The 25,403-nt window shown below is 63.4% G+C and carries 28 protein-coding genes and 1 riboswitch; of the genes, 10 read left to right on the top strand and 18 right to left on the bottom strand.

Annotated features, from left to right (window positions below):
- Window positions 1-261: 261 nt before the first annotated feature.
- Together LMTR13_RS36740 and LMTR13_RS36735 are read right to left on the bottom strand one after the other, a co-directional pair.
- Entirely contained in the window at window positions 262-2,004 is a 1,743-nt protein-coding gene (locus LMTR13_RS36740; RefSeq protein ID WP_065733279.1) for an N-acyl-D-amino-acid deacylase family protein, read from the bottom strand.
- Between the two features lie 98 nt (window positions 2,005-2,102).
- A complete protein-coding gene (locus LMTR13_RS36735) occupies window positions 2,103-3,317 on the bottom strand; it encodes an MFS transporter (protein WP_065731997.1) in 1,215 nt (404 codons plus the stop codon).
- Window positions 3,318-3,490: 173 nt separating this feature from the next.
- Between LMTR13_RS36735 and LMTR13_RS36730 the strand changes: the two genes are divergently transcribed.
- Window positions 3,491-4,786: an ATP-grasp domain-containing protein gene (locus LMTR13_RS36730; protein ID WP_065731996.1), complete on the top strand. Its 1,296-nt coding sequence runs from the start codon at window positions 3,491-3,493 to the stop codon at window positions 4,784-4,786.
- 29 nt (window positions 4,787-4,815) lie between these two features.
- Here the strand turns inward: LMTR13_RS36730 and LMTR13_RS42035 are convergent, their stop codons facing one another.
- Complete coding sequence (locus LMTR13_RS42035) at window positions 4,816-4,977, bottom strand: hypothetical protein (RefSeq protein ID WP_197520970.1); 162 nt, start codon at window positions 4,975-4,977, stop codon at window positions 4,816-4,818.
- Between the two features lie 173 nt (window positions 4,978-5,150).
- Between LMTR13_RS42035 and LMTR13_RS36725 the strand changes: the two genes are divergently transcribed.
- Window positions 5,151-5,393: a hypothetical protein gene (locus tag LMTR13_RS36725; protein WP_065731995.1), complete on the top strand. Its 243-nt coding sequence runs from the start codon at window positions 5,151-5,153 to the stop codon at window positions 5,391-5,393.
- Window positions 5,394-5,423: 30 nt separating this feature from the next.
- Here LMTR13_RS36725 and LMTR13_RS36720 read toward each other — a convergent pair whose 3' ends face one another.
- The 3 genes from LMTR13_RS36720 to LMTR13_RS36710 all read right to left on the bottom strand — a co-directional run bounded on the left by LMTR13_RS36720 (window position 5,424) and on the right by LMTR13_RS36710 (window position 8,549).
- Window positions 5,424-5,714, bottom strand: coding sequence for a hypothetical protein (locus LMTR13_RS36720; protein WP_065731994.1), 291 nt, complete (start codon window positions 5,712-5,714; stop codon window positions 5,424-5,426).
- 6 nt (window positions 5,715-5,720) lie between these two features.
- Window positions 5,721-5,960, bottom strand: a complete 240-nt coding sequence (locus LMTR13_RS36715; RefSeq protein ID WP_051379883.1) for a hypothetical protein — start codon at window positions 5,958-5,960, stop codon at window positions 5,721-5,723.
- Window positions 5,961-6,254: 294 nt separating this feature from the next.
- Window positions 6,255-8,549 (bottom strand): TonB-dependent receptor, encoded by a 2,295-nt coding sequence (locus LMTR13_RS36710; protein WP_065731993.1) that lies wholly within the window; start codon window positions 8,547-8,549, stop codon window positions 6,255-6,257.
- 113 nt (window positions 8,550-8,662) lie between these two features.
- Window positions 8,663-8,862, bottom strand: a riboswitch (cobalamin riboswitch).
- 145 nt (window positions 8,863-9,007) lie between these two features.
- Between LMTR13_RS36710 and LMTR13_RS36705 the strand changes: the two genes are divergently transcribed.
- The 3 genes from LMTR13_RS36705 to LMTR13_RS36695 are packed head-to-tail and all read left to right on the top strand — an operon-like array spanning window position 9,008 to window position 11,666.
- Window positions 9,008-10,051: a FecCD family ABC transporter permease gene (locus LMTR13_RS36705; RefSeq protein WP_065731992.1), complete on the top strand. Its 1,044-nt coding sequence runs from the start codon at window positions 9,008-9,010 to the stop codon at window positions 10,049-10,051.
- A complete protein-coding gene (locus tag LMTR13_RS36700; protein WP_065731991.1) occupies window positions 10,048-10,830 on the top strand; it encodes an ABC transporter ATP-binding protein in 783 nt (260 codons plus the stop codon). Before LMTR13_RS36705 ends, LMTR13_RS36700 begins: the two co-directional genes overlap by 4 nt.
- The gene (locus LMTR13_RS36695; protein WP_236843238.1) at window positions 10,830-11,666 is read left to right on the top strand and encodes an ABC transporter substrate-binding protein; all 837 of its coding nucleotides are present in this window, start codon (window positions 10,830-10,832) and stop codon (window positions 11,664-11,666) included. Before LMTR13_RS36700 ends, LMTR13_RS36695 begins: the two co-directional genes overlap by 1 nt.
- A 146-nt stretch (window positions 11,667-11,812) precedes the next feature.
- Here LMTR13_RS36695 and LMTR13_RS36690 read toward each other — a convergent pair whose 3' ends face one another.
- The 10 genes from LMTR13_RS36690 to soxC all read right to left on the bottom strand — a co-directional run bounded on the left by LMTR13_RS36690 (window position 11,813) and on the right by soxC (window position 19,614).
- A complete protein-coding gene (locus LMTR13_RS36690; protein ID WP_065731990.1) occupies window positions 11,813-12,853 on the bottom strand; it encodes an MBL fold metallo-hydrolase in 1,041 nt (346 codons plus the stop codon).
- A 39-nt stretch (window positions 12,854-12,892) separates the two neighbouring features.
- Entirely contained in the window at window positions 12,893-13,336 is a 444-nt protein-coding gene (locus tag LMTR13_RS36685) for a DsrE family protein (RefSeq protein ID WP_083219535.1), read from the bottom strand.
- A 14-nt stretch (window positions 13,337-13,350) separates the two neighbouring features.
- A complete protein-coding gene (gene soxB, locus LMTR13_RS36680) occupies window positions 13,351-15,099 on the bottom strand; it encodes a thiosulfohydrolase SoxB (protein ID WP_065731988.1) in 1,749 nt (582 codons plus the stop codon).
- A 163-nt stretch (window positions 15,100-15,262) separates the two neighbouring features.
- On the bottom strand, window positions 15,263-15,568 hold the full coding sequence (locus LMTR13_RS36675; protein WP_065733277.1) for a hypothetical protein: 306 nt from the start codon (window positions 15,566-15,568) through the stop codon (window positions 15,263-15,265).
- Window positions 15,569-15,576: 8 nt separating this feature from the next.
- Window positions 15,577-16,443 carry a sulfur oxidation c-type cytochrome SoxA gene (gene soxA / locus LMTR13_RS36670; RefSeq protein ID WP_065731987.1) on the bottom strand — a complete coding sequence of 289 codons (867 nt, stop codon included), beginning with the start codon at window positions 16,441-16,443 and terminating at the stop codon, window positions 15,577-15,579.
- Entirely contained in the window at window positions 16,440-16,751 is a 312-nt protein-coding gene (soxZ, locus tag LMTR13_RS36665; protein WP_065731986.1) for a thiosulfate oxidation carrier complex protein SoxZ, read from the bottom strand. Before soxZ ends, soxA begins: the two co-directional genes overlap by 4 nt.
- Before the next feature lie 20 nt (window positions 16,752-16,771).
- Window positions 16,772-17,263, bottom strand: a complete 492-nt coding sequence (soxY, locus tag LMTR13_RS36660) for a thiosulfate oxidation carrier protein SoxY (RefSeq protein WP_065731985.1) — start codon at window positions 17,261-17,263, stop codon at window positions 16,772-16,774.
- A gap of 56 nt (window positions 17,264-17,319) precedes the next feature.
- Window positions 17,320-17,643 (bottom strand): sulfur oxidation c-type cytochrome SoxX, encoded by a 324-nt coding sequence (soxX, locus tag LMTR13_RS36655; RefSeq protein WP_065733276.1) that lies wholly within the window; start codon window positions 17,641-17,643, stop codon window positions 17,320-17,322.
- 68 nt (window positions 17,644-17,711) lie between these two features.
- Complete coding sequence (locus LMTR13_RS36650; RefSeq protein ID WP_083219374.1) at window positions 17,712-18,386, bottom strand: c-type cytochrome; 675 nt, start codon at window positions 18,384-18,386, stop codon at window positions 17,712-17,714.
- Window positions 18,370-19,614: a sulfite dehydrogenase gene (gene soxC / locus LMTR13_RS36645; protein WP_083219373.1), complete on the bottom strand. Its 1,245-nt coding sequence runs from the start codon at window positions 19,612-19,614 to the stop codon at window positions 18,370-18,372. The genes LMTR13_RS36650 and soxC overlap by 17 nt, the downstream gene beginning before the upstream one ends.
- A 218-nt stretch (window positions 19,615-19,832) precedes the next feature.
- Here soxC and LMTR13_RS36640 point away from each other — a divergent pair, with 218 nt between their 5' ends.
- The 5 genes from LMTR13_RS36640 (at window position 19,833) to LMTR13_RS36620 (ending at window position 24,093) form a co-directional block, all read left to right on the top strand.
- A complete protein-coding gene (locus LMTR13_RS36640; RefSeq protein ID WP_083219372.1) occupies window positions 19,833-20,198 on the top strand; it encodes an ArsR/SmtB family transcription factor in 366 nt (121 codons plus the stop codon).
- A 46-nt stretch (window positions 20,199-20,244) separates the two neighbouring features.
- Window positions 20,245-20,940 carry a DUF938 domain-containing protein gene (locus LMTR13_RS36635; RefSeq protein ID WP_065731984.1) on the top strand — a complete coding sequence of 232 codons (696 nt, stop codon included), beginning with the start codon at window positions 20,245-20,247 and terminating at the stop codon, window positions 20,938-20,940.
- Window positions 20,941-21,045: 105 nt separating this feature from the next.
- Entirely contained in the window at window positions 21,046-22,290 is a 1,245-nt protein-coding gene (locus tag LMTR13_RS36630) for an MFS transporter (protein ID WP_065731983.1), read from the top strand.
- A gap of 28 nt (window positions 22,291-22,318) precedes the next feature.
- Entirely contained in the window at window positions 22,319-22,678 is a 360-nt protein-coding gene (locus tag LMTR13_RS36625) for a nuclear transport factor 2 family protein (RefSeq protein ID WP_065731982.1), read from the top strand.
- Window positions 22,679-22,857: 179 nt separating this feature from the next.
- Window positions 22,858-24,093, top strand: a complete 1,236-nt coding sequence (locus tag LMTR13_RS36620) for an MFS transporter (protein WP_065731981.1) — start codon at window positions 22,858-22,860, stop codon at window positions 24,091-24,093.
- A gap of 72 nt (window positions 24,094-24,165) precedes the next feature.
- Here the strand turns inward: LMTR13_RS36620 and LMTR13_RS36615 are convergent, their stop codons facing one another.
- Window positions 24,166-24,660 (bottom strand): VOC family protein, encoded by a 495-nt coding sequence (locus LMTR13_RS36615; RefSeq protein ID WP_065733272.1) that lies wholly within the window; start codon window positions 24,658-24,660, stop codon window positions 24,166-24,168.
- Between the two features lie 65 nt (window positions 24,661-24,725).
- On the bottom strand, window positions 24,726-25,271 hold the full coding sequence (locus LMTR13_RS36610) for a carboxymuconolactone decarboxylase family protein (RefSeq protein WP_065733271.1): 546 nt from the start codon (window positions 25,269-25,271) through the stop codon (window positions 24,726-24,728).
- Between the last annotated feature and the right edge of the window lie 132 nt (window positions 25,272-25,403).

The following is a 25,403-nucleotide window of genomic DNA, read 5'->3' as shown; positions in this document are numbered from 1 at the left end:
GATCATCCCACAGCCCACTATCGCCTGCCTGCGCCAGTCAACGTCAGCGCTCCAGCGCCATCTTCGCGAGCCTCCAAGAAAACGCACGTATCAAACAATGCTCCAGCTATCTTAGCGCCCATGTGCGAACGCAGGGACCCATAACCACGACTACCGATTGTTCAAGCCAAGCGTCTGCCACATCGCCTTAGTCGATGGGCTACGGCGTATGGGTCCCTGCTTTCGCAGGGACGACACCGAGTACGACGAAACTGCGCCGGCCTAACTCGCCGCCGCGTCGAATTGCGGCTTACGGCCCTGCGTGCCGCGCACCAGTTTGCCGGGGCGGGCGCCGGTGGCCTTGCCGGCGCGCTGCGTCACCACGCCGGAGACGATGGTAGCGTCATAGCCATCGACCTGCTGCATCAGGCGGCGGCCGCCGACCGGCAGGTCATAATGCACTTTTGGCGGATGCAGGTGCAGGCGGTCGAAATCGATCACGTTGACGTCGGCCTTGAAGCCGGGCGCGATCACGCCACGGTCGTAGAGACCGACCGAGAGCGCGGTCTTGCGCGATTGCGCGGCGACGACGAACGGGATCGACAACTTCTCGCCGCGGGTACGGTCGCGCGTCCAGTGCGTCAGGAGATAGGTCGGGAAGCTGGCGTCGCAGATGATGCCGCAATGCGCGCCGCCGTCGGATAGCCCAGGCACGGCATTGGGATTGCGCAGCATCTCGCTGACAGCATCGAGGTTGCCCTCGGCATAATTGAGGAACGGCACGTAGAGCATGCCGCGGCCGTCATCCGTCAGCATCGCATCATAGGCAAGTTCTTCCGGCTGTTTGCCCAGGCGGCGGGCCTGTGCGCCCAGAGTATTTTCCGGCGGCTGCTCGTAGTCCGGCGGATTGCCGAGCAGGTACATCTTGTCGTAGTTCGGTCGGAAGAACAGCGGATCGTCGGTCGCGGTGGCGTGCTCGCTCAGGATCGCTTTGCGTAGCTCGGGCTGGCGTAACCGTGCGAGCCGCTCGGCGAGCGGCAAATGCGCAATCGCCTGGTAGCTCGGATGAGTCTGGAACGGATTGCGCGACAGTTCGAGTCCGAGCATCAGTCCCACCGGGCGGGCGGCGATCTGCGCCGTAATCGACAGGCCGCGCGCCGACGCTTCGCGGATGCTGTCGAGCGTCTGGCGCCAGCGCTGCGGCGCCTTGTCGTTTTGGGTGATCGAGAACGACACCGGGATTTTGGTATTCTCGGCGACCCGCAGCATCATCGGCAGGTCTTCGTCGATGGTGGAGAGATCGAGCACGAACTGCAACACACTGCGGCCCTGCGCATGCATCGCTGCCGCGATGGCGGTCAGTTCATCCTCGCCGGCCTTCAGCGTCGGCGTAAAATCGCCGGTCGAGGTGCGGTGGTTGAGCGTGCGCGAGGTCGAGAAGCCGAGTGCGCCAGCTCGCACGGCATCGGCAGCCATTGCCGCCATCGCCTTGTTGTCTTCCGGCGTCGACGGATCGCGGCGCGCGCCGCGCTCGCCCATCACGTACACTCGCAGCGCCGCATGCGGCAGTTGCGCGCCGATATCCATGTCGAAGTTGCGCTTGGACAGCCAGTCCATGTAGTCCGGAAAGCTCTCCCAGGCCCAAGGGATGCCGGCGCTCAGAACCGGCTCGGGAATATCCTCGACGCCTTCCATTAGCTGAATCAGCCGGACATGGTCGGCAGGGCGGCACGGCGCGAAACCGACGCCGCAATTGCCCATGATCGCCGTGGTGACGCCGTTCTGCGAGGAGGGCGTGATGTCCTGGCTCCAGGTGACCTGGCCGTCATAATGGGTGTGGACGTCGACAAAGCCCGGCGTGACCAGTCTGCCGCGGGCGTCGATCTCTTCCTTGCCCTTTGCGGCAACCTTGCCGACTTCGGTGATGCGGCCGCCGGTGATCGCAACATCGGCTTCGAACAATTCGCCACCCTTGCCATCGGCTATGGTGCCGCCACGGATCACGAGATCGGGGGTCGAGGTCATGGCTTCCATCCCGCTTCTGGTTTTTGTTGGCGCATCATCCGACGTCATCGAATGCTGTCAACCGCCGGGGATGAGGCTCAGGAATGCATCACCGAGAGCTACGCCCTGGCGGGTTCCGCCGGCTTGCGGTCGGTGACCAGCGCCAGCAGGACCGTGAGCACCATGAAGGCGACGGAAGCGCCGAACACCCAATGCGGCAGGCTCTGGTCCATGATCCAGCCGAACAACAGCGGGGAGAGGATGCCGCTGAAATTGAAACCGGTGGAGACGATGCCGAAGGCGCGGCCCGCGGCGCCCGCCGGAGCTGCGTTGCGGACCAGCATGTCGCGCGAGGGGGCGATGACGCCGCCGAGGAATCCGGCGAGCGCCATGGCGGCGGTCAGCACCACCGACGGCAGGTTGACCGTCGCGATGATTGTTATGATGACGGCGTTGATCGCAAAGCTCGCGGCGGCGACATTGCCGTGGCGTTTGGTGCGGTCGGCAAGATAGCCGCCGGCCAGCACGCCGGCCGCGCTGGCGCCGAGATAGGCGGTCAGCGCGATGTTGGCGGCCGAGAACGTCACGCCATAGCCGCTCATCAGCGCAACCACGCCGAAATTGCCGATGCCGGCACTGGACAGGCCGAGCAACATGAAGAAGATCGTCAGCACGATGATCGCAGGCGTCACGATGCTCTGCTGCGGCGCCGCAGAGTCATCGGTCTTGCGATCGGCCGAACTGGCATCGGGAATCCTGATCGCGATCAATAGCAGCGCCACCACTGGTCCCACCGCGCCGGCCACGATCAGCGCGCCGAGCCCGCCGACGGCTGTCACCAGCATGAGCATGATCGTGGGCGCCACCGCGCCGCCAAGGAAACCCGCAAAAGTGTGGATCGAAAAGGCGCGGCCCATCCGCGCTTCATCCATATGCGTCGACAGGATCGCATAGTCGCACGGGTGATAGACGCTGTTGGCAAGGCCGAGTAGCGCGGCGCAGATGATCAGCGAGGCGTAGCTCAGGTGCAGGCCGAGCATGATCAGCGCGAGGCCGCCGACGGTGAGCCCGATCAGCAGCACCTTTCGTGCGCCGATATGGTCGGCGAGATAGCCGATCGGGGCCTGCGTCAGGCCGGAGACGACGCCAAACACAGTCAGCGCGAAGCCGAGCTCGATATAGCCGACGCCCAACTGCTCCTTCAGGAACGGAAACAGCATCGGCAGCACGAACAGATGGAAATGGCTGACCCAATGGGCGACCGAAATCGCTGCGAGCGTGCGCAGCGATGTATCCGCTTTGGCTTGGTGCGGTGCGGCCAGAATGTCGACCATGTCAGCTCAAAACCCTGTATTGCTTGCGGCCCGGCTGGGCCGTGCCGAAAATATAGGCCGACCGTTATTTGTCCATGAATGCCGTTGCATGGCTGCCCCGGCGCAGGGCAGGGCGCGCAAGAAAACACGTCAGGAGGGGAGACAAAGGCAGGTCGACGCGGCAATGATCCGGCATGCTTGATCCCGCAAAGCCGCTCCGCGTACTGGTCTCCGAAGGTTCCTCGACCTCGGCCCGGGAGGTCGTTACGATTCTCGGTCTTTCGGGCCATTACGTCGAGATTTGCGATCCCTCGCCTTGGTGCCTGTCGCGGTTCTCGCGCTTCGTCCGCAAATTTCACCGCTGCCCCGGATTGCGGGACGACCCCGCCGGTTACCTGGCCTTCGTCGAGCGGCAACTGGCCGACAGGAAGTTCGACGTGCTGCTGCCGACGCATGAGCAGGGATTTTTGTTTGCGCGGGTCGGGCAGCGCATCGAAGGCCGCGCCGGAATCGCGCTGCCGAGCTTCGAGAGCTATCGGCAAGCGCATAGCAAGGCCGGCTTCAGCCGGCTGCTCGATCGGTTGGGATTGCCGCAGCCGCCGACGCGCATCGTGAAATCCGCGCAAGGTGTGCGCGATGCGGTTCGCTTTCCGGCCGTCGTGAAAACCTCGGTCGGCACCGCAAGCCGCGGCATCTGGTTCGTGCGCAGCGCGGACGATCTGATGAGCGCGCTGCATGATCTCGGCGGCGGCGATGCATTCGCCGGTGAGGTGCTGGTGCAAGACCTCGTCGCAGGCACCACCGAGAAGGCGCAATCCGTGTTCTGCCGCGGCCGGATGCTCGGCTTTCATGCCTATCGGCAGATCGCGGCGGGCGTCGGTGGCGGCGAGGCGATCAAGCAAAGTGTGAACCGGCCGGTCGTCCGCGCTTATGTCGAACAGATCGGCCGGGCGCTCGATTGGCACGGCGCGCTGTCGGTCGATTACATCGTGCCGGACGTCGATACCGCGCCACTGCTGATCGATTGCAATCCGCGGCTGGTCGAGCCGATGAATGCCTATCGCTCCGGCGTCGATCTCGTCGGACTTTTGCTTCTGATCTCGCTGGGCGAGACGCCGGCTCCGCTGCTCGCAAGTCGCGAGGGCGTGCTCACGCGCCTGGCGATGCAGGCGTTGCTCGGATGTGCGGCGCGCGGCGGAACGCGGCCCGACATTCTCAGGGAATGCTTGCATCTCGCTGCGGCGCGCGGGCCCTATGCCGGCAGCAGCGAAGAACTCACACCAGTGCAATCGGACTGGATCAGCGCCGTGCCGCTGGCAGTGACGGCAGCCGTGCTGGCGGTTTCGCCGAAGCTGGCGATCAAACTAGCGCTCGGCGGTTTTGGCGCGCATCTGCTCGATGCAATGAGCATTCGGGTGATTGAAAGCGAAGGCTTCTATCAACACAACTCGTCATCGCCCGCGAAGGCGGGCGATGACGGCGGTGAGTGACGCGCCGGTCTGGTCACCTTACGGCTACCTCACAACGGCTCATCGTCAGGACCATAACGGTCCCGCTTCGGCGTGGCGATGTCGCCGTCCTCGTAGTCCTCCTCGTCCTCAACCGGCGGGCGCGGCGGCTTCTTCGGTTTGTCATCGCCTTGTTTCGGAGGCTCGCTGCTCTTCCTGCCTGTTCCGCCCATATGATTTCACCCATGTGATGCCTCTTCGCCGGATCAATCGGCATTTGCGCTGCATGCCGACTCAGGGTAACGGCATGACCTCAATCTGACCGTCCGGACGGTATCCTAGCGCCGGTCAAACGATTATTCCCGCCCTTTTTCGCCTCGTCCGAAGGGCATCGCATGGAGCCAGTATGAAGAAGCCCCGCATTGCGCTCGATGAACCGCAGCAGCGCAAGATCCTTCGCGCCGACAAGGCACCGAGCACCGGTTACTCGCTGGTCGTGGACGGCCACTTCAAGTCGCATCACGATACGGTCGAGGCGGCTGAGGAAGCGGGCATGGCGTTGAAGAACCGCTTCCAGATGCTTCAGGTGCAGGTTTACGATGCCGAGAACAAGACGCGATCGATGATCGATTGGCCGGGGCCGGCGTAACGCCGGATCTCCGAGCTGGATCGGCCGATCTCAGGTTCGCCGTCCGCCGTTCTGCTGGCTCGCCAGCCACTCCGACAGGGCCACCGGCTTCTCCTCGGGCCGCTTTGTGCTGCTGCGCGCCTTCTTTGCGGTCTTTGCGGCGGGCGGACGTTGCGGCTCGGCTGCTTCGCGCGCGAGCCGCAATGCCTTCAGCTTCGCCATATTGTCGAGCACGGCTTTCGCCGCTGCGTCGCGTTCGGCCTTGCCGGACTTTGCGTCCTGAACTGCTTTGGCCGCCTTGTCGAAGCGCGCCTGGGCGCGATCGCGATCCTCTTTCGTCATTTCAAATCAGCCTCTTTTCGCGATCCTGGCTTTGGTCTTGCCCTTGACCTTCGATTCCGGCGGATTTGCGCGGTCGGCCGCTTCCTTCGCCAGACGCAGCGCGCGCAGCTTCTCGGTCCGCTGGCGGATCGCGATATCGGCAGCCGCGATCTCGGCCATCGCCTTGATGCCGTCGACTTCCTGGGCGCGCTTGCGGTTGAGCCTCATTTCCTTCAGCTCGGCGGCGCTCTTCGGCTCATCATTCATGTCATACCTCTGAAATCACGACTGATATCGTCGAGCGGTCTGTGGCCCATTTACCACGGATCGGCGCGCAGAGGATGTTATTTTCGGTCGAAAATGGCGTGGTTTCTGACAGAATCTGCCTTGAGATGAAAGATTGACGGGAACACGGAGCGTGGAGCCGGTCCGGCAGGAAGCCGAACCGGCTAGAGCATTTTCGGTTCTGATTGAATCAGAACCAGGCTCTAGATTCTTATTTTGACGCGTTTTCTTGACGCGAACCGGTGTCCACTTCGCTTGAAAACGCTCTAATGTCGGTCAGAACGTCGCGCCGGCCTTCACCATGAAGGTGCGGCCGGGGAGCGGATAGGCCGAGAAGCGGCCCGGCGTGAACGAACTGGCGATGGCGTAGTCGTAATACTGTGCGTCGAGCACGTTGATCACGCTAAGCGACCAGAAGAAATGCTCGTAAGCGCCACTCAATTTGAGATCGACAGTGGCGTCGGCCGGGATGCGGCGCTGGGTGTTGGCCTGGTCGTTGTCCATGACGCGTTCGCTCCAGGCGCGCACCGTGGCGTCGAACACGAGATAGTTTTGCCAGATGTTCCAGGTCACGCCGCCGCTCGCGGTGTAGCGCGACACCAGCGGCACGTCATTGCCGGTGAACTGCCCTTCGCGGAAGACGGCGCGCGTATACGCCATGCCGCCGCGGAGCGTCACGCTGTCACTGACACGTAGCGCGGCGCTCGTCTCGGAGCCGTAGCGGCGGGTTGGATCGAGATTGACGTTGAAGAACAGCACAGGATTGAAATGGATCTCGTTCTCGAGATCCATGGTGTAGATGCTCGATTGCATCTGGAATCCGCCGCTCTTGATGCGGAATCCGCCCTCGATGTCATGCGAGGTCTGGGTCTTCAGCTTGAAGTCGCCGGGCAGCGGGATGAAGAAGGGGTCGAAGGCCGGTCCCGACGAAACGCGTTCATCCACGGTCGGGGTGCGGAACGCGCGTGCGGCGCGGCCGAATACCGAGAACACGCTATTGAAGCGATGCTCGAGACCGGCATGCAGCGCGTATTGTGTTTCGTTGCTGTCCAATGGGAAGGCTTGAGCGCTGCAATTAAAGAACATGGCGCAACCGGGCGCACTGGGATCGTACCGATCTCGGGCGCTCAGGCTGGTGTTTTGAACCCTGGCGCCATAGGAGAAATCGGTCGTCGGCAACAGGCCTACCGTGTGCTGCCAGTAGCCGGCCAGCGTCTGTTGCGACAGATCGTAGATGTGGGTCGGAGCGAGGCCTTTGAACGCCCCGCGCTCCTGGTTGAACGTCGCATTGTAATAGTCGATGCCGGTCAGGATCTGGGAGGGAATTCCGAAGATCGAATTCTTGACGCTCAGTCGCGGCGTGATCGACCAGGTCTGCAATGATGCGTCGTTATAGGTCGAGGAGAAGCTCGGAAGTGGCGAGGCAAACGGCACCGCGCCGAAGAAACCGCTTTGCGTATCCTTCTTCCGAACGCCGCCGTCGACGATCAGATCGACGCCGTTCATGATTGTCTTGGTAAAGCCGGTGGTTGCGCTGGCGCCCTGCTGGTTGCCGTAGTCGAACGGCGTATTGGTGCCCCTGCGATCGGTGACGAGTTGATTGAGTCCGATTGAGGGATCGACGGTACGTCCGCCCGGGAAACCGAGCTTCTGGTCGTCACCGGTCACCGTAAGGAAGGCCTTGAGGTCCGGTGTGGTATAATTGAGATTGCCGACCCCGTTGCGTTGATCGAGGGCGTTGTTGACCCGGTAACCGTCAGACTTGATGGCGTTGCCGTAGAAGGACGTCGACCAAGGTCCGTAGTTGGTCGCGGCCGAGATATTCGCAAGCCGTTGATTGAACGAGCCGACGCCGGCTTCGCTGCGGATCGTGACCGGCGGGCCGCCGACGCCGTTCTTCAGGACGATGTTGACGACGCCGCCGACCGCGTTGTCGCCGTAGAGCACCGCGCCGCTGTTGCCGCGGGTGATTTCGATGCGCTCGATCGAAGTGAGCGGAATGGTCGAGAGATCGACGCCGGCCATGTCGATATCGTTGAGCCTGCGGCCATTGATCAGGACGAGGCTGTTGGCGGTGGCGAACGCGCCGAACCCGCGCAGATCGACCGTCGTTTTCGCGCCGTTCACGCCGCCATAGAGCGATTGCAGTTGTACGCCGGGCGTCTGCGCGATGATCTCGGACAGCGTCTGGGCCGGCGAATTCGCGATCTCCTCTGCAGTGATCACGGTCGCCGAGGTGCCGACGATGCCGGAGAACTGCCGGCCGTTTCCGCCCGCACCCTGAGAAGCACTTTGCGCTGCGACGTTCGAGCGCGTCCCGGATGCGGGCCGCCTGCCGGTCGACGGCGCGGCTGCCGGCACGACGCGGCGCGAGGTTGATCCTTCATCGTAGGTCGGTTTTGCGCGAGTTCGGTTCGGGTCGGTAGGCGAAATGATCTCGATCGGCGGCAACTGTTCGGACGACGGCGCCTGCGCGTGCGCGCCGGAAATGCCGAGCGACACGATGGGAACGAGAAAACTGGAGGCGAGCCAAAAGCGGCGGCGCCGCGTGGCTGTATTGGTGGAAGACATGGTTCAGACCTCGGTATGACGTCAGTGGCACGTCACAGCGAACCAAGTCTCACCATGTGCTTAGAGCAGCTTAGGTGAAGCTAATGTCTGTACTCCCCGACCGACATCTTCGCGTGTGACCACGGCTGACGGCAGGTCTCCTGGCTCGCGGGTCGTTACCCCATCGTCGCCTTCCCAGGACCGAGATGCCCAGTGGCTTATGACGAAGGATTCGCCGCTTACAGTTGCGGGGGCAGCCGCGGAATTGGGGGATTTCCCCGCACCGCATTCCCTTTTGATCCCCAGAACGGGAACCGTCGGGAACTATGGTAGAAGTTTGACAAAGTCCGAGTCAATGCGCCCCGGGGCGTCCGGCGATCCTCACTGGACGAGTGCGCTATTTTTGCCGCATGAGCACTGCCTGAGGTCCCTTGCCCGCCGCCTGTACCGGGGCGGGTAAACCTGCTTTAGGACGATCGATGAGTGTTGAAGCCGTAGCCCTGACCAATGAGGGCGCCGCGCGCCGCCGGATCGGCGCGACCGCGGCGCTTGCCGCCCTCGTTGTGCTCCTGATGCTGATCTCGCTCGGCATAGGGCCGGTGCGGCTGTCGCCGCTTGCCGTGGCGGAAGCGCTGTTCGGCGGCGGCGGCGAGGTGGCGCAGGTGATCGTGCGGGAAATCCGCCTGCCGCGCACGCTTCTGGCGCTGGCGATCGGTGCCATCCTCGGGCTGTCGGGCGCGGCGCTGCAGGGTTTGCTGCGTAATCCGCTGGCCTCGCCCTCGCTGTTCGGCGCGCCGCAATCGGCCGCATTCGGCGCGGTGCTGGTGATCGCGCTCGGGCTGGCCGATGTGCGTTCCTATGCGCTGCCGGTCGCAGCGATCGTTGCGGCGTTCGGTTCGGTGTTCGTGCTGCTCTCGATCGCCGGGCGCAATGCGGGGTTGCTGATTCTCATCCTGTCGGGTCTCGCGATCTCGAGCTTTGCGGGCGCCGCCACCGCGCTGGTGATGAACCTCTCCAGCAATCCGTTCGTGGTGCTGGAGATCGCGTTCTGGCTATTGGGCTCGCTGGAGGACCGCAGCTTTCAGCACGTCATGCTGGCGTTTCCATTCATCGTTGCCGGCGCGATCATGCTGTTCAGCCAGCGCCATGCCTTTCGCGCGCTCAGCCTCGGCGAGGAAACCGCGCAGAGCCTGGGCGTCGATGTCGGACGTTTGCGGCTGTTCGTGATTTCGGGCGTCGCGCTCGGCGTCGGCGGTGCGGTCGCGGTCACCGGCACCATCGGATTCATCGGCCTGGTCGCGCCGCATCTGATGCGGCCCCTGATCGGCCACGATCCCGGGCGGCTATTGGTGCCGAGCGCGCTCGCGGGCTCGGCGCTATTGCTGGCGGCCGATATCGCGGTGCGCATCATTCCCTCGACCTCGGACATCAAGGTCGGTGTGCTGACCTCGATCATCGGCGTGCCATTCTTCCTCTATCTCATCATGCGCGAGCGCCGTGCGCTCGGCGGAGGCGTTGCATGAGCGAGGCACTGCTTCTGACCGCAAGGAGACTCGGCGTGCGACTCGCCGGCCGCGTCGTGCTGAAGGACGTTTCGCTGGCGCTGTCGGCGGGACATCTGGTGGCGCTGGTCGGCCCGAACGGCGCCGGCAAGACGACGTTGTTGCGGGCGCTGGCGGGATTGATCCCGTCCGAGGGCGAGATCGCGGTCGGTGGCGACGCGCTGGCTTCGCTGCCGTTGCGCGAGCGCGCCAAGCGCTTCGGTTATCTGCCGCAGGGGCATCTCGTGCATTGGCCGCTGCCGGCGCGCGATATCGTGGCGCTCGGCCGCTACCCGCATGGCGCGACCGATCCGGCGCGGCTGTCGCCGAAGGACGCCGAGGCCGTGCTGCGGGCGATGCAGGCGGTCGACGTGATGGAGTTCAGCGACCGTCGCGTGACCGAACTGTCCGGCGGCGAGCGCAGCCGCGTCGCGCTGGCGCGTGCGCTGGCGGTGGAGGCGCCGATCATTCTGGCCGATGAGCCGACCGCCTCGCTCGACCCGCGGCACCAGATCGACGTCATGCAGAATTTGCGCGCCACCGCCGACAAGGGCGTGCTGGTCATCGTGGTGACGCACGATTTAGGCCTCGCTGCGCGGTTTGCCGACCATGTGCTGGTGCTGCGCGAAGGGCGCCTAGTGTCGCAGGGTACGCCGGCGGAGGCGCTGTCCGAACAGGTGATGGCGGACGTGTTCAGGGTCGCGGCTTACCGCGCGGAATACCAGCGCGAGGCCGTGATCGTGCCATGGGCGGATGTCTGATGCGACGGAGCCTGGCATTTCTGGCCGCGATGATGACCCTGGTGTCCCCGGGCGCCACCGCGTTTGCCGCCAATCTGCCGCGGTTGGTGTCGATGAATGTCTGCACCGATCAATTGCTGCTGACGCTCGCCGACCCCGAGCAGATTCTGGGGTTGAGCCGGTTCTCGCGCGACGGCTGGCAAATCCAGGCGGGCGACATCAGCCGCTATCCGGTTCTGTCGGGCGGAGCCGAGGACGTGTTGCTCATCCGACCCGACATCGTCGTCGCCAGCGCATTCGACAAGCGCTCGACACGGGAGCTGTTGAAGGCCAAGGGGCTTCGTCTCGCCGAACTCGCCGTGCCGCGAACCCTCGATGAGGCGCGCCAGCAGATCCGGGAAGCCGGCGATATTACAGGGCATCCCGATCGCGCGGCGGCGGAAATCGCGCGGCTCGATGCTGCGCTGGCGCGCGCCCGCCGTGCGGTTGCGGAGCGGCACTATCGCGTGCTGCCGCTGTCGCGGCGTGGCTGGGTGGCGGGCAGCGACAGTTTTGTCGGCTCATTGCTGGCCGAAACCGGGCTACGCAGCGCGGCTGGCGATCTCGGCTTTGCCTTCGGCGGGTTTGCCTCGCTGGAGGCGATTGTGAATTTGAAACCCGACTTCATCGTGGTTTCGAACGCCGGCAATTATGCGCGCGATGACGGCCAGGCGTTTCTGGTCCATCCGGCGCTGGAGCGCTTCTACCCGCCGGAAAAGCGCATCGTGATTCCGGAACGCCTAACCGAGTGCGGCGGCGTAATGCTGGCGGATGCGCTCGATGCGCTGGCGGCGGAGTTGAAGCGGGTCGGGCGGTAGGGCCGCAAGCACGCGTCGTCCCTGCGAACGCAGGGGCCCATAACCACAGGACGCTGTAATTTAAGCAAGGTGTCGGCCACTGCCTTCTATCATCGGCGCCGCGGCGTATGGGTCCCTGCGCAGGGACGACGGCGCCCATCGATATGCTACCCTTGAACCACTGGCCCACCCACCTTCTTCCATGCGTCCAGCCCGCCTTCGATGTGCGCGGTGTTGGCTAGCCCCGCATTTTTGGCCGCGGCCACCGCCATTGCCGAGCGTTCGCCGAAGGCGCAGAAGAACACCACGCGGCGGCCGGTGGCGGCGGCGACTTCGCGCAGCATGCCGCCGGGCTTGAGGCTCTCGGCGATGGCAGGATACGGCGCATGCAGTGCGCCCGAGATCGTGCCGTGCTTGGCGCGCTCGCCGGTCTCGCGCAGATCCACCAGCAGAATGTCCGGCCGGCCAAGGCTCGCAATCGCATCGCGAGCCGATAGCGCAAGCCCCTGCTTGGCAAGCTCCTCCTGATGCAGGCCGACATGCATGTTGGCGGGCACGGCGACGTCCATCATCTTCGGGTTCGGCAGCTTCAGGTTCGCCATCAGTTCGATGTATTCGTCGACATTGCGTACCTGCAGCCGCGGATTGTAGCGCTTCTCCTCGCCGATGGTGGAAACAGTGTCGCCCTTGTAGTCGTGGGCGGGAAACACCAGCGTTTCGTCGGGCAGTTTCAAAAGCCGGTTGAAGATCGATTCGTACTGTGCGCGCGAAGAGCCGTTCTGGAAATCGGTGCGGCCGGTGCCGCGGATCAACAACGTGTCGCCGGTGAAGACGCGATCGCCCATCAAATAACTATAGGAATCGTCGGTGTGGCCGGGTGTGTACATGACATCCAGGCTCAACCCCTCGATCGTCACCTTGTCGCCGTCGGAAACCCGCATCGACACCACGTCGGCCTTGCTCTGCTCGCCCATGATGGTGATGCACTGGGTGCGGTCGCGCAGTTCGCCGAGGCCCGTAACGTGGTCGGCGTGCAGATGGGTATCGACCGCCTTCACCAGCCGCAGATCGAGTTCGCGCAGGAGCTGGCAATAGCGGTCGGCCTTCTCCAGCACGGGATCGAGGATCAGCGCCTCGCCGCCGGCGCGGCTCGCCAGCAGGTAGCTGTAGGTGCCCGAAACGCTGTCGAAGAGCTGACGAAAGATCATGATCGATGCCGCCCTATGTTGCTTCTCGACCTTACCACATCATGGCCGGACCAGCGTATACCCGTTCTCCGTCAAAAACAGGATCTGCGCGACGCCGACCTGAACCGGCGTGGCCGCGGCGATGAACTCCGGCCGTTTGCCGGCCTCGCGTTCGAGTGTATCGAGGGTGTTGAGGCAGATGTCGAAACGCGCGCCTTGCGCGACCAGGCTCTCGACCATCTTGCGGTTGGGATTTTCCGGGCGCAGCAGATCGATGCCGGGACCGAACGCGACGACCTCGATCGCGACCTTGTCAGGGTCGTAGTGCTTCATCAGGTTGCTGGCGACGCTGAGCACGAGGCCCTGCTTGCGCGGATCGTTGTCGGAGAGCTGCAGCACGATCTTGTGCTCGGCGAACGGCTTGTCCTGCAGCGGCGCCTGTTGGGCGCGGACGCCAGACGCGGCGGCTGCGATCAGAAGCGCCGTGGCCGTCACGCGAAGCATGGTCGAAAAGCCCGTCATGCCTGTCCCGCAATGCCCGGATTGCCTTCAACGCCTTTGAGCGTCACGCCCGGCGGCGAGCGGTTGGGCGGCTTACCCGACCTCAGATGCCTGGCGACCACATCCCAGACCGGCGCGCCGGTCTGCTCGTTGACCGAAGCCCAGCCTGCCACCTTGTATCTCTTGCCGGCTTGCAGCGCGCGGCCATTGTCGAGCTTGAGCTCGGAAATCCGCTTGCCCACGGTTTCGGCCGGCGTGCAGGTGTAGGCGAGCCCGCCGATACGGACCATGTCGCCGCCCTGCTGGTAGTAGGGATCGGTGTTGAAAAGATTGTCGCAGATGTCTTCCAGCACGTCCTTGATCTGGCTGCCGGTCATGGTCTGGATATAGGTTTCCGGATAGGTGACGGCGGTTTGCGCCATCACGTCCTCCATCGTCAGCGGCTGGCCCGCCAGCGCGGTGGTGCCCCAGCGAAAACCCGGCGACAGCGCGATCTCCGCGTTCAATTCGCCGAGCAACGCGTCGCAGATCAGTTGATCCATGCTGCCGCTGAAATTGCCGCGGCGATAGAGCAGGCGGTCGGCAGATGCGATCTTCTCGTCGAACGTCGCCGCATGCGGCTCGCGGGTCTTGTCGATCAGCGCCTGCATCGCCGGATCGGGTTTTAGCAATTCGGAAAACACCGGCAGCAGCCGGTAACGCGCATCCTTGACTTTGCCCTTGCCGATGTCGAGGTCGAGCACCGCCAGAAATTTTCCGTTCGAGCCCGCGTTGGTGACGAGCGTGGTGCCGCTCGCGTTGGTCACGGCAATCGGCTGCGGCACGGCGTCATGAGTATGGCCACCGAGAATGACGTCGATGCCGGTGACGCGGCTGGCGAGCTTGAGATCGACATCCATGCCGTTGTGCGACAGCAGAATGACGGCGTCGACCTTGTCGTTGTTGCGATGCGTATCGACGAGCTTCTGCAGCTCCTCGTCGCGGATTCCGAATTTCCAGTCCGGCGTGAAGCGCTTGGGATGCGCGATCGGCACATAGGGGAAGGCCTGCCCGATCACGGCGACGCGATACGCGCCGATCTCCTTGATGATGGACGGCTTGAACACGCGGCCCGATGCCGGGTCGAACGCTTTGGCGTCGTTGAAGGCGGCTTCCTCGGTTAGGTAGACATTCTGCGCCAGGAATTCGCCCTTGAAGCGTTCGAGGTTGGCGCGGAGCGTCTTCTCGCCATAGGTGAATTCCCAATGGCCGGTCATTGCCTCGATGCCAAGCAGGTTGGCGGACTCGACCATGTCGGCGCCCAGCATGGTATTGGCGAGGCCGGTGCCCTGCCAGAGATCGCCTCCGTCGAGCAGCAGGGAACGTCCGGAGCCGGCTTCGCTGCGCATGCGATCGATGAGCGTTTTCAGATGCGCGAAACCACCGAGCTTGCCGAACCGCCCGGCGGCCTTTTCGAACTCGATAAAGGTAAAGGCATAGGCGTCGGCGCTGTCGGGCCGGATGCCGAAACGGTCGAGGAAGGCGCGTCCGACCAGGTGCGGCGGGTTGCCCTGCATCGGTCCGACGCCGAGATTGACGCTCGGCTCGCGGAAGAACACTGGCCGGAGCTGCGCGTGCGTATCGGTGATATGCAGGATGCGGGCGTTGCCGAAGCGCTCGAGATCGTAAACGCCGCCATTGTCGGCGCCGCGCGCCAGCCGTGGCAGGCTGCCGGACAAGGTGGCAGCGCCCGCTAGCGTTAGAAAATCGCGGCGGCGGATGGTCATGCGGGTCTCCGCGCGTCGTAACTAGATCGCGATACGATATAGCAATCGGATCACGATCTCATCCATTGTTTGAGCATGATCTCCGCGCAAATGCGTTCCGCGTCGTGAGGGAAAACCGGTATCCACTTTGCACTAACGTGGCCCTCCGGGTCGCGATCATGCTCTAGCGTATTTCCAAATCCTTCCAGCGGGTCTTCTCGCTGGTGGCCTGGAAGATCGAAGCCTTGGCGAGCGCCTCGGCTTCCTTGGCCGATGCGGTGGCTTTGTCGAAATCGCCCGTATCCGCCGCCTTCTTTGCCGCCGCCAGCGTGTTCGCCGTGGTGGTCCATTGGTTGCGTAGCTTGCCGGCCTCCTTGTTGGCGGCTTCGGCCGCGGCGTAGGCCGCCTTGAAGTCATCCTCGGAGCCCGCGGCGAGCGCAGGCACAGCGCCCGCGGCAAGGAGCGCCAGAACCAATGCGGATTTCTGCATCAAGTTCCTCATGGCCGCGCTCCCGGACCTGAAATCGGCAGTCCGTTGCTGACGTAGGAGAGGTAATATTCGACGTTGCGATATTCGTCGTCCTGCGGGCTGAGCGGCACCGCGCGGATCTGGCTGTTGCAGGTGGTGAAGCGGCGGCTGGTGGTGCCCATGCCGCTCCATTCCGAGCGGTAGATCGGCATCGCGTTGACGATGCCGAGCGCGGGCGCGAGGATTTCGGCGCGGATGCGCTCGCCCGGGCTCTGCACATGGCAGGTGGCGCAGGAGAAGTTGAGCTGGCCGCGCCGCGTGTAGAAATATTCCTTGCCGTTTTCGTACGCCGCGAGCGCGCGCGGATCGTTCGGAATCTTGATGTCCATCGGCTTGCCGCGCGAGGTGAAGGCCATATAGGCAGTTAAAGCCGCCATTTCGTCCTTCACATAGGAGTAGGGCGGTTCCCCATTGGCCTCGCGGCAGCGGTTCAAGGCCAGTTCGAGCGTGATGACCTTGCCTTCCTTCTCGTCGAAGTAGGGATAGTTCTGGCGAATGCCGATGCCTCCGTTCGGGAAGCAATCGGCATAGGTCTTGCCGTTCTTGAACGGCTTGGAGAACATCTCCTTGCCCATTTCGAGCGAGAACTCGTAGGGCGGGAATTGCTCCTTCTCCTGCCACTGCCGGTACAGGTCCTCGTTCATCGAATAGGGGCCGTTGACGAAGTCCTCGAACTTTACCTTGGGAAATTTGTCTCTGAAGAACTTCTGGAACGCCTTGGCGTCGGCGACAGGATCGATCTTGTCGGCGGCGTCCGAGGGCAGGGCGCCCGCCAGCGTCAGCGCGGCAAGCGCGACGGCTGCGGATGCCAGAAATATTGCGGATCGCAGCTTCATTGGATCTTCGCCGTGGTGGTGTCGGTCGCGCCCTTGGTGTCGACCCAGCTTATTTTCAGTTCGTCACCCTTCTTGGCGCCCTTGAACGCGAACTTGACGTAAGGATCCTTGGAGACACCGCCGCCCCAATCGGCCGTGAACACCTTCTTGCCGTCATGCTCGAAGGTGAGCTGCTGGATGAAGTGCGGCGGAATGGTCTCGCCCTTGGCGTTCTTAACGAAGCCGGAATCCATCGGGTGCTGGATCAGCACCTGCACCTCGGTGGTCTCGCCGCTCGAAGTGGCGCGCACGCGAATGGTCGATGCCATGTGAGTTCTCCCTCGATGCCTTAACCGCCGCAGCCGCCGACGGTTACCTTGACTTCCTTGGAGGCGCTGTAGAGCTTGCCGCCGGCTTCCACCAGCACGGTCACGTTACTGGTCTTGGCCATCTTGATACGGTTGGCGACGTTCGGCAGCGTCCCGGCCGGAACGTTGTACTTTGCGATCAGCACGTTCGGATTCTCGCTGACGAGAAATGCGATCGAGGTTACGTCGGCAAGCGTCGTAGAGACCGAAACCGGCACCACGGCGCCGTTCTCGGCTATTTCAGGCGCGTCCATCTTCACTTTGTCCGAGGGCTCAGCGGTCTTGCCGTAGAGCGTCTTGATGACGTCGGCGTCGCTCTTCTGCTTGAATGCCTCTTCCGGATATTTGTCGTTGGCCGCGGCGAGCGCCGGCGTCAGGAAGGGAAGATTGCCGAGGCCGATGAGTGCGACCGCGCCTGCCCCCTGCAGGATCAGCCGCCGCGTGGCCGAAAATCCAACATCAATCTTGGTCATCGAAAATCTCCTAAAGCGTGCGCAGGCACGTCACAGGCTTAATCTCTCGTCTTGCGTCACAGCGTCTGCAGGAAATCCACGACCGCGCTGATTTCCTTTTCGGTCAGGATCCGGTTGCGTCCGAACGGAGGCATCACGGTTAGCGGATTGCGCAAGGTCTCGTCATGCAGAATGGCGACGAGATCCTCGCGCTTGGGGTATTTGCTCTTGATATCGACCAGCTCGGGCCCGATCGTGCCGGGAAGGTTACCACCATTGATGACATGACAGGTCAGGCAATTGCCCTTGCTGCGGTCGAAGGCCAGCTTGCGGCCTTCATCCACCGCGGACTGCGCTTGCGCGGTGCCGGTAGATACGAAAGCGCCGATCGACAGCGCCAGGGCGAAAGCCGGGAGCCTTAACACGGATTTCGTCGGGGAATGATCGGTCACAGGCGTTTCCGTAATTGCTATTTCGGTTGCATCGTGTCGAGCGGCCCGGTCGTGCGCGGCGTCAGATTCCTGCCCTCGGCCGTCGACGATATCCTGACATCGGCGGCGTTGACGCAATCGTTCATGCAGGGTTTTGCCATCGTATCGGGTCGCGGGTCGGTCCAGACGAAATTGTCGCGATTGCGCATTTTGACTTTCGGCAAACTATCGCGATCGGCAACGAATTCATTTGGAACGAGATCGTTCAGGTTCAGAATATAGGCGGTCAAAGCATAAACTTCATCCGCTGACAATGTGTGCGGCGCCTGCATCGGCATGGCGCGGTTAATATAGTCCCACAGGGTCGGGGCGAATGGCCAGTAGCTGCCGACCGTCGGCTCCGGGCGCTCGTCCCGGAGTGAGCCGACGCCACCCGCCAGCTTGGGGTAGCGGCCTTCGCCTTCGCCGAAGGTTCCATGGCACGCAGCGCATTGTTCGGCATAAACCTCCGCGCCCCTGTCGACTGTGCCCTTGCCGGGCGGCAGGCCCGTTCCGTCCTCGCCGCGCACGTCGATGTCCCAACCGGCGATCTGCGCCGGCGTCGCCACGCTGCCGTAGCCGAACGAGCCCGGTTCGGTCGCGCCGGCGAGGCTTCCGGCGAAGGCAAGCAGGATGGCAGCGATCGGCAGGCAAATCTTACGCGAGCTGTACATTGAAGACGCTTCCGTCGGGTTTGACCTGCCAGGTCTGGATCGAGTTGTTGTGGTAGACCGAGTTCGAGCCGCGCTGTGCGCGCAGTTGCGCAATTGTCGGCTGCACGTAACCGGTCTCGTCGATAACGCGGGAAGCGACCAGTGCTGGCCGGCCGTCCCAGCGCCAGGGCAGCGAAAATCTGGTCAGCGCTTTCGACAGCACCGGCTCGTGCAGCCGCGCGGTCTGCCAGTTGACGCCGCCGTCCACGGAGACATCGACGCGCTTGACCCTGCCGTTGCCGGTCCAGGCCAGTCCCCGGATTTCATAGAGGCCGGGCCCATCGAGCGGCTTCTCGGGGCAGGGAAAGGTGACGACCGATTTGGCGTCGATCAGCCAGGTAAAGCCGCGCGAGGTGCCATCCGGCATCAAGTCGGTGTATTTCGAGGTCTCTTCGCGGGAATGCCACGGCTTTTCGCCGAGCTTGATCCGGCGCAACCACTTGATGTTGACGTTGCCTTCCCAGCCCGGCACCACGAGTCGCAGCGGATAACCCTGTTCGGGCCGCAGCGCCTCGCCGTTTTGCGCGTAGACCACGAGGCAATCGTCGAGGCATTTGTCAAGCGGCAGGCTGCGGTTCATGTGCGCGCCGTCGGCGCCTTCGACCATCGCCCACTTCGCCTGCTTTTTGATGCCGGTTTCCTCCAGCAGCGTCGACAGCCTGACCCCGGTCCATTCCGCGCAACTGACCATGCCGTGGCTGAATTGCAGCGAATTCATCTGCGCGGCGCGCCAGTTCATGCCGCCATTGGCCGGGCATTCGATGAAATGAATGCGCGACACCGACGGGAAGCGCATGATGTCCTTCATGGTGAGAAGCAGCGGCCGCTCGACCAGCCCGTGGATCATCAGCTTGTGCTGGGCCGGATCGACGTCCGGCCGCCCCGCATGGTGGCGTTCGAAGAACAGTCCGTTCGGCGTGATGATGCCGTGCAGGTCCTGCAGCGGGGAAAAGCTCACCGACGATTCCGCACTCGCGGTCAACCAGGGCACGTTGCGGCGGATGACGGAGGCCTCGGTATCGGCGGGACGGCCGTAGGGTCGGTCGACCACGCCGGCGCCGATCGATTGCGACCAGGGCGCGTCTGCGGGAGGCGATTCCTGCGCGGGGTTGGCTATGGCCGGCTTGCCGCCAAGGGCGAGGCTGCCGGTCAGGACTGCGCCGAGGCCGAGGAAACTGCGGCGGCCCATCGGGCTATCCGGGGTGGCGGGATCAGAGAGAACAGCTTTGCTGCGCAACGGGTCAGGCCGCACGTTTTCTTCCCCTCGCGGCCACATCGCCGCATTATTTCTTGCTTTTTTCAATCGGTATCCATATTTGCTAATTTAGTCAATGCTAAATAATAGCTGGCGCGCTAGGATGATATCTGTGCTCGCAAGCACGGAAGAACGATACCGGATAGGATGCTATGACAGCAGTCGCGGCGGTAGCCCACGAGACGCAATTTGCCCCCCGCGCCGAGGATGCGGCAGCACTGAAGAAGTTGGCGAAGCAGGCCGGCGATGCCGCGCAGCTCCTGAAAATGCTCGGCAATGAAAAGCGCCTGCTGATCCTCTGCTTTCTCGCCGCCCGCGGCGAGATGACGGTCGGCGAACTCGTCGGCGTCGTGAAGCTGAGCCAGTCGGCATTGTCGCAGCATCTGGCGAAATTGCGCGCCGACGGCCTGGTGGAATTCCGGCGCACGTCGCAGACGCTGCATTATCGGGTTGCCGATCCACGCGCATTGCGCCTCCTGCAGGTGCTCAAAGAGATCTATTGCGGCGAACTGAAGTGACGCTTCCAGCGTTTCAGACCTGCAACGATTTTCAGACGAGGCTGGAATGCCCGAATATGCGATGGAATTCGGCAAGGATGGCCGGCCGGTCGAGCCCGACGGCCGGCTCGACGCGGCGGCATTCCACCGCAACCACGAACCGATCTGGGCGGTGCTGCAGAAATTTCTCGCCGGCAAATCCGGCGACGTGCTGGAGGCCGGCAGCGGCACCGGCCAGCATGTGCTGCATTTCGCCAAGAATGCTCCCGACATCATCTGGTGGCCGAGCGATCTCCATGAACGTCATCTCAAGAGCATCGAAGCGTGGCGCGTGCATGCCGGCTTGCCGAACATTCGCCCAGTGCTGCGGATCGATCTCACCGATCCCGCCTGGTGTCCGGCGATGCAAAGCGGTAGCGGGCCGGGCAAGCTGCTCGCGGTGTTCTGCGCCAACGTGATCCACATCGCGCCCTGGCCCGTCGCCGAAGGGCTGTTCGCCGGCGCGGCGCGTCATCTCCGTGATGACGGGCGACTGTTTCTCTATGGCCCATTCAAGCGCGACGGCAAGCACACCGCGATGAGCAACGCCGTGTTCGACACCAGCCTGCGCGAGCAGGATGCCGAATGGGGAGTGCGCGACATCGGAGAACTCAGTACATTGGCTGGGAGCGTCGGCCTTTCATTGGTCGAAACCGTGCCAATGCCGGCCAACAACATGATTGTGGCCTTCGCGCCATCCACAAAGGGTGACATCGCCGCATAGCGCGCGCCCGTTTGCGTCGGTTGATTGCACCGCCCCGCGTCTTCATAGTGCCGCGGAATCAATCAACGAGGCTCCCGGCCCGGGGCCTGCCGGGCGGGAATGCCGATGCTGGATACGACAGCCACCCAAGAGATCGCCAACGACGCACGCGCGCGCGCCAACGTGCTGCGGCTCGCTGCGGCGCAGGCGCTGACCGGGGCCAATTCGGCGGTGATTTTCGCGACCGGCTCGATCGTCGGCGCGACGCTGGCGCCCGATATCTCGCTCGCTACCGTGCCGCTATCGATGTACGTGCTGGGGCTCGCCGCCGGCACGCTGCCGACGGGCGCGATCTCGCGCGCCTATGGCCGTCGTGTCGCGTTCATCATCGGCACCTTCTGCGGCATCCTCACCGGCGCGCTCGCGGCCGTCGCCGTTCTCTATGCGTCATTCTGGCTGTTCTGCTTCGCGACTTTCCTCGGCGGCCTCTACGGCGCTGTGGCGCAGTCCTATCGTTTTGCCGCCGCTGACGGCGCCAGCGTCGCGTTCCGGCCGAAAGCCGTGTCCTGGGTGATGGCCGGCGGCGTCTTTGCCGGCGTGCTCGGTCCTCAGCTCGTGCAATGGACCATGGATATCTGGCCGCCCTATCTGTTTGCGTTCAGCTTCGTGGTGCAGGCGTTCGTCGCGCTGGTGGCGACGGCGGTGCTGTGGGGCGTCGACGCGCCGAAGCCCGCACCGTCGGATATGCACGGCGGCCGGCCGCTGTTCGAGATCGCACGGCAACCGCGCTTCATTGCCGCGGCGCTGTGCGGCGTGATTGCGTATCCCATGATGAATCTCGTCATGACTTCGGCGCCGCTCGCCATGAAGATGTGCGGGCTCACGGTCAGCGATTCCAATTTCGGCATTCAATGGCACATCGTGGCGATGTACGGCCCGAGCTTCTTCACGGGCACGCTGATCGCGCGTTTCGGCGCGCCCACCATCGTAGCGGTCGGTCTGCTGCTGGAAGCTGCCGCAGCGGGAATCGGTCTTGCCGGCATCACTGCGTTGCATTTCTGGGCGACGCTGATCGTGCTCGGCGTCGGCTGGAATTTTGCCTTCATCGGCGCCTCCGCGCTGGTGCTGGAAACGCATCGGCCGCAGGAGCGCAACAAGGTGCAGGCGTTCAACGATTTCCTGATCTTCGGGATGATGGCGCTAGGTTCGTTCTCGTCCGGCCAGTTGCTGGCGCATTACGGCTGGTCGATGGTAAACATGGTGGTGTTTCCGCCGGTGCTGCTCGGCCTTGCAGTGCTGTCGTTTGCGTCTTTTGCCAAGCGCCGCGCGAAAATGCAGGCGGTCGAGAAAATTCCGGATCCGAGTATCTAAGTCTCAATTTGATGGCCTGGAGGGCTTTATGCCGTCGCGCGCTCGTCTCGATGAATTCATCGCTGCCGTCGTTTCCGGCGATCATGCTGGCGCCATCGAGCGCTTCTACACCGAGGACGCCAGCATGCAGGAGAACGCCGCAGCGCCGCGGGTCGGCCGCGACGTGCTGGTGGCGCATGAGCGGGCGGTGCTGGAACGGGTGAAGAGCGTGACCTCGACCTGCGTGACCTCGATCGTCGAGGGCGACCATGTCGCGATCCACTGGGTGTTCGAGTTTACCTATCATTCCGGCAAGACCGGCCGGTTCGACGAAGTCGCGCTGCAGGAATGGCGCGGCGACCGGGTGTTTCGCGAGCGGTTTTTCTACGATCCGTCGAAGCCGACCTAGTTGCCACCTGCTGACAGTTCGGTCTGGACCGAAGCAATGGGCGGTTCGATCTGTTAACTCATTGTCATGCCCGGGCTTGTCCCGGGCATCCACGTCTTCCTTGCTGCCGGAGACAAAGACGTGGATGGCCGGGACAAGCCCGGCCATGACGGCGAGAGAACAACATAAGAAGAAAGACGTTGGACGCCTCTAATTACACTCCGATCGACGAGACCTCTATCCGCTATGACGGCTGGCGCATCGTCGTCGTCTGCTTCCTGCTGGCAACTTTCGGCTGGGGGCTCGGCTTCTACGGCCAAAGCGTCTACGTCGCCGAGCTACAGCGGCTGCACGGCTGGCCGGCGTCGCTGATCTCCGCCGGCACCACGTTCTTCTATCTGTTCGGTGCGGCGCTGGTCGCGTTCGTCAGCGAAGCGATCAAGGCGTTCGGTCCGCGTAACTGCCTGATCGCCGGGACGTTCGCGATGGCTGCTGCGGCGATCTCGATCGGTCAGGTGCGCGAACCCTGGCAGCTTTACCTTGCGAATGCCGTGCTGGCGTTCGGCTGGGCGGGAACCAGCCTCGGCATCATCACCAATACGCTGGGCCTCTGGTTCGACAACAAGCGCGGCATGGCGATCAGCCTGGCGCTGAACGGCGCAAGTTTTGGCGGCATCGCGGGCGTGCCGCTGCTGGTGACCGCGATCGGCTATTTTGGTTTTTCCGGCGCGATGACCGCCTCGGCTGTGGTGATGGTCGCGGTGATGGTTCCGGTGATCCTGCTCTTCGTCAAACGGCCGCCGCTCCACTTGAGCGCGGGCGCGGTCGACGCCGCGGACGCGCCGTCGCCGACGCAAATTCGCGCACGCGCGTTTCGCGATATCGGTTTTCTCTCGGTGTCATCGGCGTTCGCGCTGGTGCTGTTCGCGCAGGTCGGCTTCATCGTCCACCTGATCGCATTTCTGGATTCGGTGATCGGCCGGCAGCGCGCGGCGATCGCGGTGGCGCTGTTGACGGCGATGGCGGTGGTCGGCCGGGTGCTGTTTTCCTTCGTGATCGACCGGATGAACCAGCGGCTGGCGTCCTCGCTCTCCTTTGTCAGCCAGGCGGTGGCGCTGCTCATCGTCATCAATGTACATAATGATTACGTGCTGATCGCAGCCTGCGCGCTGTTCGGCTTTTCCGTCGGCAACCTGATCACGCTGCCGGCGCTGATCGTGCAGCGCGAATTCGATCCGCGTTCGTTCGGCGTGCTGGTCAGTTTGATCACGGCGATCAACCAGATCACCTATGCCTTCGGTCCCGGCGTGGTCGGACTGCTGCGCGATCTGTCCGGCAGTTACGCGCTGCCGTTCTATGGCTGTATCGGAGTCGAGCTGACGGCGGCGGTGCTGATCATGATCCGCGGTAGAACCTCGTCATTGCGAGGAGCGTAGCGACGAAGCAATCGATGGTACCGCAAGTGGAGAGATGGATTGCTTGGCTTCGCTCGCAATGACGGCGGAGGCTTACGCCTCCCGCTGGCGCAAAAGATCCTCCAGATCCAGCCTCCTGGTGAACATCGCGAGCGAGCCGTCGGGCGCGCGGGGCCATTCTTCCCTCGGCCGGTCGCGATAGAGTTCAACGCCGTTCTGGTCGGGATCGCGCAAATAGAGCGCCTCGCTGACGCCGTGGTCGCTGGCGCCATCGAGCTCGATGCCGGCCTGGATCACGCGATACAGCGCATCTGCCAGGGCCGCGCGCGTGGGATAGAGGATGGCGGTGTGGAATAGTCCCGTGGTGCCTGGCGGCGGCGGATGGCCGCCTTTGCTTTCCCAGGTGTTGAGACCGATGTGATGATGATAGCCGCCGGCCGAAATGAACGCGGCACCAGAACCCATCCGCTGCATGACCTCGAAGCCGAGCACGCCGCAATAGAAGCCGAGCGCTCGGTCGAGATCGGCGACCTTGAGATGGACATGCCCGATGCGGGTGCCGGCGATGATGGGTGGGGATTGAGGCATGCTGTCCTCCATTCGGCAGGCTCGTGCGCTGCACCGCGTCCAGGACACGTAGGCGCCGATCTTCATCACACAAGATCGGATACCTCCCCCTCCGGCAATCCGAACTCGAACGTGTTCAGCGTCATCGAGACCATCGTGTAGTAGCCGCACAGCCCGATCACTTCGACAATCCCGCGTTCGGTGAGCACCTTCACCGCCTCGTCATACAGCGCTTTTGACACGCCCTTGCCGTCATGCAGCGATTTGGCGAGGTCGTAGATCATCTGCCCCTTGGGATCGTCGAACGTTGGCGTGCGGCGGTCTCTGATGTCCTCGATGATCTTCGGGTCCATGCCGCCTTTCAGCGCCAGGCGCTTGTGCGCGTACCATTCGTAATGCGAGGTCCAGTGCCGCGCCGTAACGAGAATGGCAATCTCCGAAAGCTTTGCGGGAAACATCGTGTTGAACCGCAGTTGCTCGCCGAGCCGCGTCGCGTGCCGCGCCATCTCCGGGCTGTTGAGCCAGGCCATCATCGGCGCCGGAGGGGCGCCGCGCTTGCCGGCGATGGCTTCGTCGTAGGTTTCTTTTTGCTCGGCGCTCATTTCGCCAGGCGAAAGCAACTTCAGCCGCATGCCCGTTTCCTCTTGTTTTTCAATCGTTATCGTCTTGCGCATACACCCGATCGGGCATCGTGACCACCGCCAGAACGGCATGGGCTGACGTCAGACATATATTGAATTCCGCAACGCGAGGGCTAAGGTCGC

The sequence above is a fragment of the Bradyrhizobium icense genome (assembly GCF_001693385.1).
In the GTDB taxonomy this organism is placed as follows: domain Bacteria; phylum Pseudomonadota; class Alphaproteobacteria; order Rhizobiales; family Xanthobacteraceae; genus Bradyrhizobium; species Bradyrhizobium icense.
Note: the sequence above shows the minus strand (reverse complement) of the source record. Positions and strands in the feature narration are given on the sequence as shown.